The 16,063-nt window shown below is 43.9% G+C and carries 12 protein-coding genes and 1 pseudogene; 2 read left to right on the forward strand and 11 right to left on the reverse strand.

The features are described from left to right. Positions 1-985 precede the first annotated feature (985 nt). Entirely contained in the window at positions 986-1,327 is a 342-nt protein-coding gene (locus MH117_RS26175) for an alpha/beta fold hydrolase (protein ID WP_239334033.1), read from the forward strand. A 92-nt stretch (positions 1,328-1,419) separates the two neighbouring features. On the opposite strand, the gene MH117_RS26180 is transcribed toward MH117_RS26175, so the two are convergent. The 5 genes from MH117_RS26180 to MH117_RS26200 form a co-directional block, all read right to left on the reverse strand. Continuing rightward, positions 1,420-2,280 carry an SDR family NAD(P)-dependent oxidoreductase gene (locus MH117_RS26180; RefSeq protein WP_239334035.1) on the reverse strand — a complete coding sequence of 287 codons (861 nt, stop codon included), beginning with the start codon at positions 2,278-2,280 and terminating at the stop codon, positions 1,420-1,422. A 468-nt stretch (positions 2,281-2,748) separates the two neighbouring features. Continuing rightward, the gene (locus tag MH117_RS26185) at positions 2,749-3,621 is read right to left on the reverse strand and encodes a hypothetical protein (RefSeq protein WP_239334037.1); all 873 of its coding nucleotides are present in this window, start codon (positions 3,619-3,621) and stop codon (positions 2,749-2,751) included. 123 nt (positions 3,622-3,744) lie between these two features. After that, entirely contained in the window at positions 3,745-4,998 is a 1,254-nt protein-coding gene (locus MH117_RS26190) for an alpha-helical endospore appendage domain-containing protein (protein ID WP_275444867.1), read from the reverse strand. A gap of 32 nt (positions 4,999-5,030) precedes the next feature. Further along, positions 5,031-6,257, reverse strand: a complete 1,227-nt coding sequence (locus MH117_RS26640; protein ID WP_275444869.1) for a collagen-like triple helix repeat-containing protein — start codon at positions 6,255-6,257, stop codon at positions 5,031-5,033. A gap of 74 nt (positions 6,258-6,331) precedes the next feature. Further along, on the reverse strand, positions 6,332-7,567 hold the full coding sequence (locus MH117_RS26200) for an alpha-helical endospore appendage domain-containing protein (RefSeq protein WP_275444870.1): 1,236 nt from the start codon (positions 7,565-7,567) through the stop codon (positions 6,332-6,334). 322 nt (positions 7,568-7,889) lie between these two features. Here MH117_RS26200 and MH117_RS26205 point away from each other — a divergent pair, with 322 nt between their 5' ends. Continuing rightward, the gene (locus MH117_RS26205) at positions 7,890-8,558 is read left to right on the forward strand and encodes a class I SAM-dependent methyltransferase (protein ID WP_239334039.1); all 669 of its coding nucleotides are present in this window, start codon (positions 7,890-7,892) and stop codon (positions 8,556-8,558) included. Positions 8,559-8,685: 127 nt separating this feature from the next. Here MH117_RS26205 and MH117_RS26210 read toward each other — a convergent pair whose 3' ends face one another. From MH117_RS26210 to MH117_RS26240, 6 genes and pseudogenes are all read right to left on the reverse strand, one after another. After that, positions 8,686-9,930, reverse strand: coding sequence for a glycosyltransferase family 2 protein (locus MH117_RS26210; protein WP_239334041.1), 1,245 nt, complete (start codon positions 9,928-9,930; stop codon positions 8,686-8,688). Continuing rightward, complete coding sequence (locus MH117_RS26645; RefSeq protein WP_275444871.1) at positions 9,927-12,191, reverse strand: glycosyltransferase; 2,265 nt, start codon at positions 12,189-12,191, stop codon at positions 9,927-9,929. The genes MH117_RS26210 and MH117_RS26645 overlap by 4 nt, the downstream gene beginning before the upstream one ends. 75 nt (positions 12,192-12,266) lie before the next feature. Beyond that, on the reverse strand, positions 12,267-12,962 hold the full coding sequence (locus tag MH117_RS26225; RefSeq protein WP_239334043.1) for a glycosyltransferase family protein: 696 nt from the start codon (positions 12,960-12,962) through the stop codon (positions 12,267-12,269). Positions 12,963-13,289: 327 nt separating this feature from the next. Continuing rightward, positions 13,290-14,411 carry a tetratricopeptide repeat-containing glycosyltransferase family 2 protein gene (locus MH117_RS26230; RefSeq protein ID WP_343224489.1) on the reverse strand — a complete coding sequence of 374 codons (1,122 nt, stop codon included), beginning with the start codon at positions 14,409-14,411 and terminating at the stop codon, positions 13,290-13,292. 339 nt (positions 14,412-14,750) lie between these two features. Continuing rightward, on the reverse strand, positions 14,751-15,065 hold the full coding sequence (locus MH117_RS26235) for an alpha-helical endospore appendage domain-containing protein (protein WP_239334048.1): 315 nt from the start codon (positions 15,063-15,065) through the stop codon (positions 14,751-14,753). A gap of 301 nt (positions 15,066-15,366) precedes the next feature. Continuing rightward, a pseudogene (locus MH117_RS26240) lies at positions 15,367-16,063 on the reverse strand (hypothetical protein); the annotation flags it as partial.

A 16,063-nucleotide genomic window follows, 5' to 3' on the forward strand; every position in this document is an offset into this window, starting at 1 on the left:
TACAGCCTAACACAAATGTCAGCGAAGTTCGACTATAAAAAAATTCATAATTTTGTCGATATTGTACTTGCTTTCGTCCCGACATCGTGGTCATCACCTGATAACCTCTCGAGTCAAATGCTCCCGATTATAAGCCATTAACGCATAAAATTCACATAAAATAGCTAGTTATTAAATGCCTTCGACAACGCCTGAACTTCATGCTCTTGCCATTCCCAAATAAGAAAAAAGTCTCATAATCATGATCAGAAATCAGCCCATAGATAGGCCTCTTGCTTAACCTCGTGTACGATTGACCCTGTAAATCTCCATATTTTGATCTGGTATTATTCACCTGTTTATAGGGTAACGCAGCTTCGCAGCCTTGTCCACCCTTAGTAGAAAAAATATAAATTAGTCCATGTAAAAGCAGACAATTTTCGCTGCTAATACTGGGTATTAACTGTCATCGTTTCAATATAAACATAAAAGTATTTATATATTTTAAATTTAACCCAGTTAATATTAATGCACTTAATAAATATCCGAACGTATAACTTTCTTGTTAAATGTTACCCCTTATTTTCAATGTCATGGTTATACTTACCCATTAGCTGCTCAATTCAAGAAAAGGCGTGGAATTGATCTTAACCAAAGAGGACATGGATGGAGTGATCATACACCTGATTTCGATTATTCCAGAGATAGCTATATAAACTAACGACATATTGAACTTGGTTCATATAGAACTAGGTGGGAAATACGTAACCATAGTTGGGCATTCGTTAGGTGGAACTAATGCTTATCAGTTAGCGGCTCGACACCCTTAGCTGGTTAATGCTGTCATTATGGGAGACATTGGATTAAAATTTACGCCAATCTATCCTTCGCAAAGAAACTTCCTGTGCGCTCTGACACATTGGATAAACTGAAAGAATCACTAAAGCATGCTGGCGTTTAAGTCTATGCATTACTTTGCAGGAAGTGTATTTCAGGATGAGCTCGGTTGGGATTCCGATCTGATCTGTTAGGTCTGGGTATTTCGCAGCAGAATATCAATGAAGTAGGATGGGAGGATTGGCTCTTCTCTCCTTGTCTTTTACTGCTTATTCACGGTCAAAATAGCTTTGTGTTGGACTCGAATCAAGCTGCTCTTCTGGTATCCAGACGACCTGACGCAACACTTTCTATATTTGAACAGTGTGGTCATAATGTTCATTCTTGCGATCCCGATCGTTATTTTGATGTTGTGAACCGGTTCCTGATTCCTGGAGAAGTTAAAATAGAAACGTATAGTCATACAGACCTATGTTATGCAAAAATGCTTTCTACAAAGGAAATCTGTTGACATCGCTACAACATTAATTAAGCACCTACACCTCCTTAAAATGGAGAGACAGGTGCTTATTATTGCTCCTAGTAATAGGTTACTCAAGGCTTTTATTCTTTCGTTTCCGGTATTATAAATGTAGGGTTCTGCTCGTTCAAAATGTGTTCCATCCGTTGTTGTATGGCTTCCTTACTTTCTGAATCAGGCAGGATGTAAAACTTGTTGTGTTCAATGGCATTAAAGGTAAATGCCGCTACTTGATCAGGAGACACCCCCTGCTCCACACCAGCTCTAATAAATTCAATAATCATACTCTCTTGTGGAGAAGGGGGTGTGATATCACCAGGCTTACTGTACTCAGAAGGTCGGTTACGTCCCGCATCACAGATTCGCGTGTTAACAAATCCAGGGCAAAGTAAGGACACTCCAATTCGTGATTGAGTTAGCTTTAATTCGTGATAGAGCGTTTCCGTCAAGCTGACTAATGCATGCTTGCTTACACGATAAATACTATTGCCTGGACCAGTTTCGAGTCCTGCCCGAGAAGCGGTGTTGACAATATGGCAATCTTCTTGCAATTCCAACATAATCGGCACAAATACCCGCGTAGTATAAATAGAGCCCCATAAATTCACATTTAATACCCATTGCCAGTCAGCAATGGAACTGCTCCATATATTAGATCCTCCACCAACTCCAACATTATTGAACAACAGTTGAACGCCCCCAAAGGAGCTCAGTGTTTTTTCAGCGAGGGTGTGGATATGACCTTCATTCCCTACGTCTGTCACAACACTCAAGACAGTTGCACCTGTCTCTGTTAGCTCCTTATCAGCTTTATACAGGGCTTCCTCTTCGATATCGGCAAGTACAATTTTCATATTGTCCGCAGCACAACGGCTTGCCAACGCCCTGCCAATACCACTTGCCCCCCCCGTAATAATAGCAATCTTATTATTAAATCTCCCCATTACTTCACCTCCATAATATAAACAAAATTTAATTTTGTTTATATTATATTAGATATTAACCACTTTCGTCTACGTTATTTATATAATTCGTCATTTATATTTCTTTCTTATCAACAGATGGCGATATCGTTGTACTCCTAATACTTGATTGTGAAAATTCCAAAGCAAAGCATCGCTGCTGTTGCTGAGTTCCTAAGTTCTATCCCTAAATCTCTAAATTGAAGCTCGCTGGTAATGGTCGAAAAATAAAATGGCTTTCGTTGGATCATCACCAGCGAAAGCCATTTATATAAATACTCTGTCAAGTAGTGATCATTACTTTACAGTCAATTCGACAAAGATGAGAATCATCCGCCATATTCATAGCAACCAAAGTAAACAGTATACAAAAAAATGCATAAAACTAAGGTTTAAAAAACATACGACAATAGAAATTCAGGGCATAAATATATACAATCATTATTCTCTCTATCCAATCTGCATAATGTTAATATTCGCTGCAACAAACTTGATTTCTTCGAGATTTGTGTTAATTAGTTTTAATTGATTCGAGCCCGAGCCTGTATTAAATACTGCAGACCCTGCCCCTCCTGATCTCTGCGCCCCATCCGCAAGCGGTGGAGCAATAGATAAACTTTGATATAACGGCTGATCATTTAATGTCAGCATGACTCGAACAGGCAAGTTATCTACCCAAGGGCACTCAATAAAGTTGTAAGCAGCAAAATAAGTGACGTGGGGAGCTAGCGAAATAAATGTAGGGGCAGCACTGCTAAAAGCAATTCCTGAGCCATTAATGACTTCCGCCTTCAGAAAAGGTACCGGTTCATTATGTCCCACATCTACATAGCCGTACCCATAGATCGCCGCATTGTTAGCGGTAACCGGTAAACAAGTTGTAGAAGCGATCTCCGTAATCCGTATATTTACCCCACTAAAATTAACACCTACCACCCCAACTGGCGGAAACCCTACGAGCTGCAATACGCTTGGATTTGGACTGGCAGGCGTGTTAAATACAACCCCGCCTGACGCGCTTGCTACAGGCGTATTTTGTCCTGGCGGTATGGCGGTGGGAAAAGAGAGGACTTGGGAACCCGGAATAAGTACGTTGTTTAAGCGGAACTCTGCAGATACGACTTTCCCTGTAGTTGGCGTACTGAACTCCGCATTATATTCCGCAAAATAAGTAGTACTTGGTGCAAGCGTAATATTGGAGAGCCCCTGCAGTTTAATAGCAGAACCATTCTGAACAATAGTTGCCAGAATAGCGGGTGCCCCATTTACAGGTATAGCCCCACATCCTCCAGAACAACCAAAATCAGCACTGCTTGCCATCATGAATCACCTTCCCTTACACATGAATCCGCAAAAACTGGTGTCAAATGAACACAACTGCTCTCGACATGATACCCATAGTACAATTCATTTGACACTATCCGTTCAAGTTTATTGGATCATAGCCTACTCTAATTTGATAATAGTCATCGTTGTTTGATCGAACGCACGATCTACGGCTTCCAAGTTTACTAGTGTTAATATGCTTGATGCGCCACTTGCCGTATTAATGATTGTATTTGATATTAATGATGTGATGGCTTGCGGAGCGCCAGGCAATGATTGCATCTGTGACTCTGTTCCCGGAATGAGCGTTCCGTTTAATTCTAGTCCAACATGTGTAGTGATGGTACCAGCTGTCGGCAGCTCAGCTTTCGTACGATATGCAATGTAGTAAGTCTGATCGGGCGCGAGCAGTACGTCTGTTGAGCCAGGCGTATGTGTAATCTCTGTTCCATTTAACGTGAAGTTCTCCGCTAATGGGATTGCACTTCCAGGTGTGACGAGAACAGAATCAACCGTTCTAAAAAAGGCGTTGTTTGTCGTGATTTGTATGCCTGTTTCACCAGTTGGCCCTGTTTCTCCCGTTGCTCCTGTCGCTCCGGTGGCCCCAGTTGCGCCCGTCGACCCCGTCGCACCAGTTGGACCTGTAAGGCTGCTGCCTGTCGCACCAGTCGGCCCTGTTACACAGGGGCATTCACCTGTTGCTCCCGTTGCACCTGTTGGCCCAGTATTCCCACTAACACCACCAGTTGCGCCAGTCAAACCTGTAATGCCTTGCGGTCCCACAGCACCTGTCGCTCCTGTCGCTCCGACTGCTCCTTCCGCCCCAGTTGTTCCTGTAGTGCCCGTTGGCCCAGTTCCACCGTCAGGTCCCGGTGCACCAGTAAAACCAGTTATACCGGTCACACCAGTACTACCTGGAGGACCTGCTGCTCCTGTTAATCCATCGGTACCAGTTGCACCCGTGGTTCCTTCTGCTCCTGTTGCGCCAGCTGCACCTGCAGCACCTGTGGCTCCAGTCTCCCCCGTACTTCCCGTTACGCCATCAGCTCCGACTGAACCTGTTGCGCCGGTAGGACCTTTTAAAGGTGTATTAATGATTTTTTCCAGCTTAGAATCCAAGGTCATTTCTAATTTTAATGCGTCTATAATTGTACGTTTGACACTGCTGTTGACTGCAAGCAATTCACTAATTGTAGCTGGAATCGTTAATCCGGGTAATGTGCCCAGCACATATTGAAGCTTCTCAGCTTCTGCATTGATGATATGACTGATTCCGAGTTCTTCTAATGCAACAGATGCGATTAATAAATTGAGCGAATCATTTAATGTGACAGTAATACTCGGAGTAATATTAGGGATGTTTGCCTGTGACATTGTTTTCACTCCCTTGCCTGACTGTCCTGATTTTAATTGAGTGCAAATATACTTATATTTACATTCTGATTACTATCTGATCTCGAAAATAGTCTGACTATGGATGGTCCGCCAACAGGAGCATCAACAATAACACTGCCCTTTATTGTCACAAAGTCACCAGCTGGATTACTCATAAAAATAGTAAGCACAGATATTCCATTGAACTCAAGAATAGCGTCAAGACCGCCTGCCAGAGCATTATCATCTACGTCTACTTGTGCCGCAATATAGTACGTATGCCCACCCGCAAGCTCAATTGTATCCGAGCCAGGAGTATGAGTGATCAGCGTTCCACTCAACAGTCTGTTAGTATCTAACGTCAGAAATCCCTGTGGTCCTGCATCGCCGACGGTCACGATGCTTGCAAAATCGGCTGTCGCTAATGCCGCTGCCCCTGTTTCGCCCGTCGCACCCGTCTCACCTGTTAAACCGGTCGCTCCGGTCGCTCCACCCACACCGGTTGTCCCGGTAGGACCCGCTGCGCCGGGGTCACCAGTTGCACCTGTGGCTCCAGTCGGGCATCCGGTTGGACACGTACCCGTAGGTCCAATTGGTCCGTCCAGTCCCGTCGCCCCAGTTGCGCCCGTTGGACCCGTTGCGCCGGTTGCTCCTGTTGGTCCCGTTGCACCTGTAACTCCAGCAGAGCCAACAGTTCCGGTTGCTCCGGTTGCACCCGTCGCCCCAGTTGCACCTGTGCTACCTGTTGCACCTGATACTCCTGTTGGTCCCGTTGCACCCGTTGCTCCTGTAGGCGCTGTCGGACCTGTCGGACCAGTAGGCCCCACTCCCCCTGTATCACCAGTCGCTCCCGTCGAACCAGCGGCTCCAGCCGGACCTGCGGGTCCTGTGGCTCCTGTTACTCCCGTAGCTCCTGCCGGACCGATCGCGCCTGCTGCGCCTGCTGTTCCTGTTGCTCCTCTAGACACATCCTGTTGTAATATCCCATCAAGCTTCATTGCCAATAACATTTCATGTTTGAGCACAGTTTTAAGGTTATCATCAATACTGGTGTTCAGATTAAGCAGATCACTGATTGTGGCAACACCGCTTATACCAGGCAGCGTGCCGAGCAGATACTGAATTTTCTCTCCTTCAGCATTCAAAATATGACTAAGTCCCAGTTCTTCTAGCGCGATTGAAGAGAGCAGTAAAGGGATAACATCGTCTCTTGAAATGATAATAGTAGGTGTAATATTGGGTATGTTCGCCTGTGACATCTAAGGTTCACTCCTTATCATCCTCCTAGTGTCCAAGACATAGGAGATACTGAAAATAATGAGGATATTCAGTATTATTGCAATGCAATAACCGAAATAGATATATTTGTGAAATCAGTCGCTACTCCAGAGGTATTGATAATCTCTAACGTTCCTGGAGTGCCTCCCGTTTGGATAATCGTATGGGAAGACAATTCAACGAGCACGCCTACAGAGGTGTCGTAACTTGCTGTCGTATTAACTATATCGACGCCGTTAAAGCGAAGTGTGGCCGCAGCTGTGGTGCCAGCAGTGGTGGCTTGAGTCTCATAATCAACAAAATACGCATGATTCGGTTCTAATGTAATCGTAGAAGTAAGTGGGGTGTGGGTGATCAAAGACCCATTTACAGTATGATTAGTGTCTAAAATGAGTGGTGCTCCATCTGCAACCGTCTGTGTTCCCTCGGTTACAAAGTTTGCATTGTTAACCGTTATGAGGATGCCCGTCGCTCCAATCGCCCCTGTAAATCCCGTTACCCCAGTGTTACCCGCAGCTCCTGCACTACCAGTTGCTCCCGTTGCACCAGAAGCTCCGACTCCCTCAAGACCTGTTGGACCCGTTGGACCTGGCGGGCAATCAGGCGGACATGGTCCTGTTAAGCCCGTCGACCCTGTCGGTCCGTCTGGTCCTGTGGCTCCTGCGGTTCCTGCGGTTCCATTTGCGCCTATTGATCCTGCTGCACCGTCCGCTCCAGTATCACCTGTAGGGCCAGCAGCTCCTGCTGGGCCAACTGCACCAGCTGTTCCTGTTTCTCCGGTTCCGCCCGTAACACCTATCGGTCCAGTAGCACCAATCGCTCCGTCCCCTCCGGTCACTCCCGTTGCACCGCTAGGTCCGGTAGCACCAGTCGCTCCCGTTGCACCCGTTGGACCTACGCCCCCAGTCGCTCCAGTCACACCTGCAGCTCCCTCTGGACCGGTAGCACCAATACCTGTCGCTCCTGTTGGACCAGTCGCTCCCGTTGGACCAGTTGATACTTCAGATTCCAATACTCTCTTCAGCTTTGTTTCCAATACCATCTCTTTGGCAATGACAACTTGCAGCATTTCCCTAACGCTTGAATTAATTTGCAAAATATCGCTGATACTAGCTGGCTGGCTCAGTCCTGGCAGCGTTCCAAGCGTATATTGAATCTTCTCTGCTTCTGCATTAACAATATGACCTAGCCCTAACTCTTCTAGTGCAATAGACGCAATGACTAAATTTATGGCATCGTCGCGGGTAATAGTAATCTGGGGTGATATGTTAGGAATGTTCGCTTGTGACATGTACGGACTCCTCCCTACAAATAATACTTTATCTCCATCCCATGCTCATGCAGGTCAAATTTGTTTAATACACAAGGACAGGCTTCAGTGAGTAATGACCTCCATATTGTATGGAAAATTATTTCTAGTTGTGTGGATTCGTGTTGCCTGTAACTGAACTGATCCATTGTCCACACGCCGTACATAACTGTATGGTTCAGTATCAGAACATGCCTAGGTGAACTAAATGTGATATCACCTCATATACTTAATCATAGTAAACCATCAGAGACCGATCATAGTTCTGCATGGTCATTGGAAAATTGAATGAAGTAGGTGAATTATGAATGACTGGAACAAGTACTGCCCTGTCTTTGAATACGAACAAGTTGACTCACGTGTCCTGCAGCATTCTGCCTGGGTAGGTCATCGTCATTTTAGTTACGATCTGGTTCGGTCTTATCAGCCTCGTCTGCTAGTCGAGTTAGGTACACATTGGGGGGCATCCTTTTTTAGCATGTGCCAAGGCATAAAGGATGGGAACTTGTCGACTTTATGTTACGCTGTTGATACATGGGTGGGCGACCCTCATTCTGGAGGCTATGATGATGAAGTGTACAATAACGTAGTGTCGATCACCTCCTCTTTATATCCCCGCCATGCAACGCTTCTGCGAACCACATTTGACGAAGCTCTGGCTCAATTTCAGGATGCCTCTATTGATTTGCTTCATATAGACGGTTTTCACCAATACGAAGCCGTAAAGCATGATTATGAATCATGGCTGCCCAAATTAGCACCAGACGGGATTATTTTGTTCCATGATATTTCCGTTCATGGGTTTGGTTTTGGAGTATGGAAATTATGGTCGGAGTTAAAAGAGCAATATCCCGCACTTCAATTTGAGCATTCAGGCGGATTAGGCATTTTATTTCCAAAAGGCGTTCATCATACATCCAAACTGCTGCTCGACCAATGGGAAGAATTAAAAGGCGGCTACGTAAGCATGTAATAAGGAGCACACATATGAATTCATTAGTATCAATTCTGATGCTTTAACATGGACGTCATCACAACAACAAAACGCGCAAACGTCTTTACAGACATTGCGCGTTTTGTTGTTGACATGGAATTACGATTTATGTGGGTATCCCCGTATCATATGTCTTAGTCAGAACATGTTTAACCTCAATTTCACTTTCTAGCACTTCACGATCGTGTAGGCTTAAGTCATCTAAATAGGGAAATGGAAAGGAGCTATGGAATAATCGTACTTGATAGGAATCATTTAAGATGCCATTATATTCGCACTTCATTAATACAGCAGCAACTTCAGGCATTATCGATCTTTTTAAGACTCTGAGCTGCCTTCTGTCTTCATCAGATATATATTCTCCAGCTTCAATCAACAGAAGATAGGGTCCCGCTGCCTGTTCGATCCCAAGTTTCCACAGCTTGATCTTGTTTCGCTCAGAATGTCCTTCTACATATTTGCCAACATAAGACTCTAACACGTCTGCGCATTCACCTTGTTGATCTATAAGTACAACCTCATCTGCAATATCTTTAATGGAGTCTAACGTTAGCGTTGTAGCCGCACACTTCGATGTTGCCAACACACAGCAAGTCAGTCGAATATCTTCTTTATAAATTAAATCAAAAATATCGGCTCCCCATTTTTCCTGTGCTCGGTGTCGATTAATGGCCATCAGATGCTGCACATTATCTTTCTTTATGTCATTCATCGTTGCGTGACCGACGTGATGAATAAAGCTGGCATTGGCAATAAATAACCGGTAGCCAGCGTGTGCAACCCGTAAACATAAATCATCATCTTCAAAGTTTCCAAGTCCATATAACTCGTCAAAGCCCCCAACTTCATCAAGCACCTTCCGTCTGACAAGCATACAAAATCCGATCAATCGTCTTACTTCTGTCGTACTTCCTTGGTAACGGGCGGCATGTTCATGCGCAAATTGATTCAGATCAAGCAGGTCTGTATACGTCACCGGAATAATTTGATGCCCGCTCGAATAGTTGGTAAGTGGTCCCACCATACCAATATCAGGACTGGAATACAGCACTTCCAACATCGATGTTAGCCAATGAGGCGTCACTACTGTATCATTGTTTAAAAACAAAATATTGTCACCAGTAGCTGCTGCCAATCCCTGATTGCAACCTGCTGCAAAACCCGCATTATCCTCGTTACAGATGAGAGTAATATCCAACTGAATCTTCAAATAGGTTGTTGTCAAATCCGTCGAGCCATTATCAACCACGATAATCTCATAAGGTTGCGGGGTATACTTGCGGATGCTTTCCAGACATAGGACAGTAAGATGAAATTGGTTTCGTGTCAATATGATAATACTCGTCTTCAAAGAACTTCCCTCCCACTGCGTGCTGTCACAAACTCAAAGCGATCTCCCAGCTTTTGCTTAAAATAATCGCGATTATACAGCATGCTTGGATGGTCAGGCAAATAACTTAGGGCAATCTCATTATGATAACATGCCTTCTCCGTTTGACCGATTTGGTCATAACTAACGCACAATTTTAAATGCGGAACCCATGTCCAGGTAGATTCTTGAGTCATCGTTAATTGATCTGAAGGAATAACGAGCTGAGTTGCCTGCTCGAACCAGTAAATGGCTTGATGAAGACGCTGATCATTCAGCAAGATTTCACCGATCTGACAGCATATATCGGAGTGCGGTTTGTCAAATTCGAAGGATCGGAACAAAGTAGTAAGTCGCTTGCTTTCATTGTTCAACTTATCATGACAAGTCTCCATCTTCAGACAAGCTTGAATGCAATCCTCCACCCACCCCTGTTTTGTTTGCAAAAATTTCTCATAGAACTCCAATGCATCCTCATATCGAGCATGATCCTTTAATTCATTAGCGTAATAATACAAATCACGTGGTGTAAATTGTTCGCCCGCTGCCAAACGATTTTCATAGATACGCAGGTTGCGATCTGTGTATTGCTTATCTTTTTTATGATATACGGCGATATCACTATGTTGAATTTGTCCGCCAACTGCTAAATATTCATGGACGGGACCATGCCATATAAAATTAGCATCCCGTCGCACAAGCCGATTGCGTCGGATAGAGAATAAAGGTTCACCTGCCTCGTTTGTGTTCAGAACATAGGCCATCGTGACACTTTTGATATCACGCGACAAGGTTTGCTTTAATTCCTTAAACGCAGCATGATCTTTCTGCTGAATCACATCGTCTGCATCCAACCATAAAATATACTCTTGAGTCGCTTTACTAAATGCATAGTTCCTTGCAGCTCCAAAGTCGTCAATCCATTCAAAGTCATATACTTTGGCCTTATTTTGCGTTGCAATTTGCTTCGTATTATCGGTTGATCCGGTATCTACAATAATTATCTCATCCACAAGTCCAATCACACTATCCAGACAGCGCTGCAAGCTTTCTTCTTCGTTCCTTACAATCATACACAAGCTGATCTTAATGGAAGCAGCTTGTTCTTTTTCCTGTTGAAGCAGACGCGAAAGGGCCTCCCTCGCTTTCTCATGCTGGCTATAACCTGCAAGACTTTGCTGATAGGCATGAACAGCTTCCTTAGGCCGACCCAGCTTCTCGTAGCATAATCCGATATGATACCAGGCATGAAAGCTGCCTACCCCACGCATCGTTAGATGCTGTAAGTTCTCTTCACCGATCGTGAGACATTGATGAAATGCCTCTAGTGCGAGCTCATGCTTTTGTTTGTGGAACAGGATAATACCTTTGTACAAATAAAGATCAACGTAGTCGGGATACAGTTGAATAGCCCTTTCGATGGATGGCCAGCCACCCTCATAACTTCCGTTAGCCAGAAGTGCATCATATTTTAACTTGTAACATAATGAAGGAGGCAACTTTCCCCGTTCAATAAATCCCTTTATGCCGACGTTCACTTGCGCATAAGCTTGCTCATACTGTCCAAGACGGTAATATTCACTTGCCAGATGATAATCAATCCATGGGTTGTACCCTTCATTCAGCTTTTCCTGCTCAAGTAACTTCATATTACGCTCAGACTTCTCACGATTCTTTACATGAACGTCCATATAGCCATAGTGGTGAATCTTAACAGGCAGTATATACACATTAATATTTGTCCCTAACACTTCTTGAACGTTTAATTGCTCATGAATGGCACCCTTGAATTGAAAACCTCTATGATTACGGAATAGCCGGTGATGACGTACCAAGTAAGCAAGATCCTTATTAGCCGGTTCACTGCCGATGTAGTTAATTAGTTCAATGACGGCAATGTCGGAGTCTTGCACCGCAAGTATGTCTCGTAAAGAAGAAGCCGTATCCTGATCGAGCTGCTCATCCGCATCCATCCATAAGATCCAATCTCCTGTTGCGTGCTGCAGACTGTAATTGCGCGCTTCAGCAAAGTCGTTCCTCCACCTCAGTTCGTATACATGCGCCCCGTATGATTGACATATAGCGACAGTGTCATCCGTCGATCCAGTATCCACAATGATGATTTCGTCGACAACATCTTTTACACTGTGCAGACATGCTCCAATGAGTGCTGCTTCATCTTTGACAATCATACATAAAGACAATCGAGTTTCTACCGGATTGCTTGCGTTTCCCTGATACATCCCGGTCATCCTTTCCGTGAAAAAGACATATATAACTCGCCATACCCTCTGATATGTAGCATATAAAGAACCTTGTTATGACATATAGTGTTGAACAAAAATTTTTCGATATTGCTCATAAGTCACCTGATCAAAATCGTCTCCATTATAATGAATGCACCACGGGCTTTGTAGGACGGGAACACCCACTACATAACCTGCACGTTGTATTTCCATTGAGTGGGAGGAGTCGTAAAAATGAAAGCCGTTGAACAAGTCTGCTCTCCAGGGAATATCCACCTTAGTTGCCATAAATAATCCGTCAATTCCCTGGACGGGAATATAATCAGTCGATTCGTGCCAACCATGGTCAAAACGCAGGAGTTGGTACGTATCCTGTCGATGCTCGATAACTTGACCAGCAAGCTTAGTTCCTTCCCACCAAATTCCATTGGCAGGCATATCTACACATCCGGCAAGCCCCACCATTCCTAGTTCTGGATGATGATGAAATAATTGTATCAAATCAACCAACATTCCTCTGTGTATTAGAAAAGTATCTTGATGGATATATATTTTGAAAGCTGCATCCATGTGAACGGCATAGTTATATCCACTGGCCATGCTGTCTGCGTTACGGATCTCATAAATTTCTACCGAATGGCCAGGCGGTACAATCAAATTGGCAACCTGCCTTTTTGTTTGCTCGTATAATGTATCGTTATTAACACATATCACAAACAAGATCCGCTGTAGTCCCATAATGTTCTCGATCCTTTCCGCTGCTGTCATCGATGACTAGTATAAATGAGCAGAATGGAGCTGACCGATATACTGTCATATCTCTGTATCCTTCTTGGCTACGTGCCCCACACTTCTCATCTAGACATCTAATCCAAAAACCAGAAAAATGCACAAGGTATAAAATATATATGCTTCTAAAAATTACTTCATACGTTGGAAATTACGCATCCAGGTATATACTGCACTGGACACCTCACTTCCAATGGTGATTTGAATACTGAACTGTTTTGATACCAGTTACATGTTCAGTTGCATAACAAAAACATCCCTTCCAACATAATGGATAGAGATGTTTTTGTTATGTATACAAGTAGCTCAGCTATTTAGGCTGCCACTTATCTGCCCTATAGCTTCCAGTGCCGGCTTATAATTCGGGAAGATCTGAATTGCAGCTTCATAGGCTTGAATAGCATGTTCCATATTTCCCAACTTCTCATGACACAAACCGATATAATAACTTGCATGAAAGCTGCCTACACCCTTAAGCGTCAGGTGCTTAATATTATTCTCACCCAAAATTATACATTGTTGAAACACTTCAATCGCTTGTGAATACCATTCCTTCAGGTAATAAATAACACCCTTATAGAAGTACAAATCCACATAGTCAGGGTACATCAGAATGGCTCTATCTATCCCTTGCCAAGCCCCCTCTACACTTCCTAACGTGATAAGAATCGAATATTTTAACTTGTACAGCAGAGACGGAGGAGCCTTCCGTTCTTGAAGAAAATGTACAATGCCTAAGTTCACATATTCAAACGCTTTTTGATACTGTTTGAGTCGATAGTATTCCGTCGCAATATGATACTTGATCCACGGATGATGGTCTTCTTTATGTAGTTCTTGTTCGAGGAGACGGATATTACGTTCAGATTTCTTTTTATTAATGATGTATTCATTCATGTATCCATAATGATAAATCTTGATCGGCAGCGTTTGTTGTTGAGAGGGATCATATTCGGGTAATACTTCTTCCAAATTTAATATTTCATGTATAGATTTTGTAAATTTAAATCCGATATGATTGCGGAACATACGCGAATGTGTAATATGAAAAGCATCATTCGCATCTGGTTCGTTCCCTATAAAATTAATTAAATGAATCCACAGAATAGCTTCTGAAGCAGTGTTTACTTGTTGTTTTAATTGTAAAGCATCATTAGGATCTAATTCCTCATCCGCATCCATCCATAAGATCCAATCTCCTGTTGCATATTGAAGACCATAGTTGCGGGCATCGGCAAAGTGCTCATTCCATGTATACTCCACAATCTGCGCATCGAATGATCGGCAGATGTCAGCTGTGTTATCAGTAGACCCCGTGTCAACAATAATAATCTCATCAACTACATGTTTAACGCTATTCAAACAGCGAGCAATACAATCTTCTTCATTTTTAACAATCATACATAAGGATATTTTCGGATACTCCACTACTATTCCTCCTGCCCCATCCAAATGAAATAAAAGCTCTACTAGTGACGATATGCGCGCTGCTGTTACAACAGAACTTATCGCGTATACGCAAACACATGTCAAATAGACTGCCAAAATTATACGGCAGCCTATTTAATGGAGAGGTGAGACTTTTGTTGTGTGGAGTTGGTCTTACTAAAATTGATCTATGTGAACAAGTCAACATCACGAAGTTGGAACGAGTGGAATGAAGAGCAGGGTTGAGCAACTACATTAGCATATGTCGTAATATAATAGGACTTGATCATTCGTCATACTTTGATGTATGCACTGCTTATACATGAAGCGCTTAGATTATTAAGGTGTAATTGGTAAACTACTTAAAATATTTTCCAATTTGAACTGGAGCAAGATTTGTGTCTTGATGACATCTTGAAGTGTTCTTTGTACACTGTTGTCGATAGCAAGCAAGTTAGAGATCGTAGCTGCTGGAGACAATGTTACGCCCCCAGGCAATGTACCCAACACATACTGAATTTTCTCTGCCTCAGCATTCACAATGTGAGCAAGAGCCAATTCTTCAAGAGCAATAGATGCGAGCAATAGGTTAACCGAATTACCAACTGTAATGGAAATCGTTGGGGTAATATTAGGGATATTCGCTTGAGACATACTCAGATCACCTCATAATTTTTTTAAGTTTGGGCGCTCCACATACCGTAAAACCATAACTGAGGCACTTAAATCATAGGCCAAACCATTTGTGAAGCTAATTCTCTGCTATAGTAGTCGCTCTTGCCTCTCCTATCGACTCGCTCCCTCTATGTCTATGCACCATAACCTATCCAACTGAACCAATTCGAATATTTTTAATTCATCACTCTCAGTATCCAGCCGCAGTTACTTTAGTTTAGTGATTCGCGACCAGACACGGGAGAATAGATACAACTTTTTCAGATGTTCTCAAATCCATTTACGCCAATCGAATAATCGTTAATGACGCACCAGGAAAGCCATCGGACGCTGTCGTGGTATCAGAAGCACGATCATTATACATCTGGAGTACACTTGCGACGACACCTGTCGTCAGAATAAAACTCCCCGATAATTGTTCTTCTACTCCCGTGGCACCGCCATTACCGACATGACTGCCAAACAAAGGAATACCGTCTAAGCGAAGAGCGTAGCCAATTCCCTCAGATGGAACTTGGAAGCCTTCCAAATAACTTAGAATAAGATAGGTGTTATTGGGGGCAAGAATAATATCTGTGGAGCCCGGAGTATGCGAAATGTCCGTACCGTTAATCGCAAGGTTTACCTCAAATATATAAGCATTCCCAGGATCCACCGTTTGTTGAACGAAACTTGCCACTTTTGCATTGTTAACTGACGTCCCAGAACCTGTAGCGCCTGTGGCACCTGTCGCTCCTGTGGCTCCCGCTCCGCCTGTGGCACCTGTCGCTCCCGTTGCTCCCGTTCCGCCTGTGGCGCCTGTCGCTCCCGTTGCTCCCGTTCCGCCTGTGGCACCTGTCGCTCCCGTTGCTCCCGTTCCGCCTGTGGCACCTGTCGCTCCTGTTGCTCCCGCTCCGCCTGTGGCACCTGTCGCTCCTGTTGCTCCCGCTCCGCCTGTGGCACCTGTCGCTCCTGTTGCTCCCGCTCCGCCTGTGGCA

The sequence above is a fragment of the Paenibacillus sp. ACRRX genome (assembly GCF_022346885.1).
In the GTDB taxonomy this organism is placed as follows: Bacteria; Bacillota; Bacilli; order Paenibacillales; family Paenibacillaceae; genus Paenibacillus_B.

What these genes read in the sequence shown, in the direction of transcription:
- MH117_RS26180 (WP_239334035.1), bottom strand. Translation starts at nt 2,280, where the DNA reads ATGGGGAGATTTAATAATAAGATTGCTATTATTACGGGGGGGGCAAGT.
- MH117_RS26185 (WP_239334037.1), bottom strand. Translation starts at nt 3,621, where the DNA reads ATGATGGCAAGCAGTGCTGATTTTGGTTGTTCTGGAGGATGTGGGGCT.
- MH117_RS26190 (WP_275444867.1), bottom strand. Translation starts at nt 4,998, where the DNA reads ATGTCACAGGCAAACATCCCTAATATTACTCCGAGTATTACTGTCACA.
- MH117_RS26640 (WP_275444869.1), bottom strand. Translation starts at nt 6,257, where the DNA reads ATGTCACAGGCGAACATACCCAATATTACACCTACTATTATCATTTCA.
- MH117_RS26200 (WP_275444870.1), bottom strand. Translation starts at nt 7,567, where the DNA reads ATGTCACAAGCGAACATTCCTAACATATCACCCCAGATTACTATTACC.
- MH117_RS26205 (WP_239334039.1), top strand. Translation starts at nt 7,890, where the DNA reads ATGAATGACTGGAACAAGTACTGCCCTGTCTTTGAATACGAACAAGTT.
- MH117_RS26645 (WP_275444871.1), bottom strand. Translation starts at nt 12,191, where the DNA reads ATGTATCAGGGAAACGCAAGCAATCCGGTAGAAACTCGATTGTCTTTA.
- MH117_RS26225 (WP_239334043.1), bottom strand. Translation starts at nt 12,962, where the DNA reads ATGACAGCAGCGGAAAGGATCGAGAACATTATGGGACTACAGCGGATC.
- MH117_RS26235 (WP_239334048.1), bottom strand. Translation starts at nt 15,065, where the DNA reads ATGTCTCAAGCGAATATCCCTAATATTACCCCAACGATTTCCATTACA.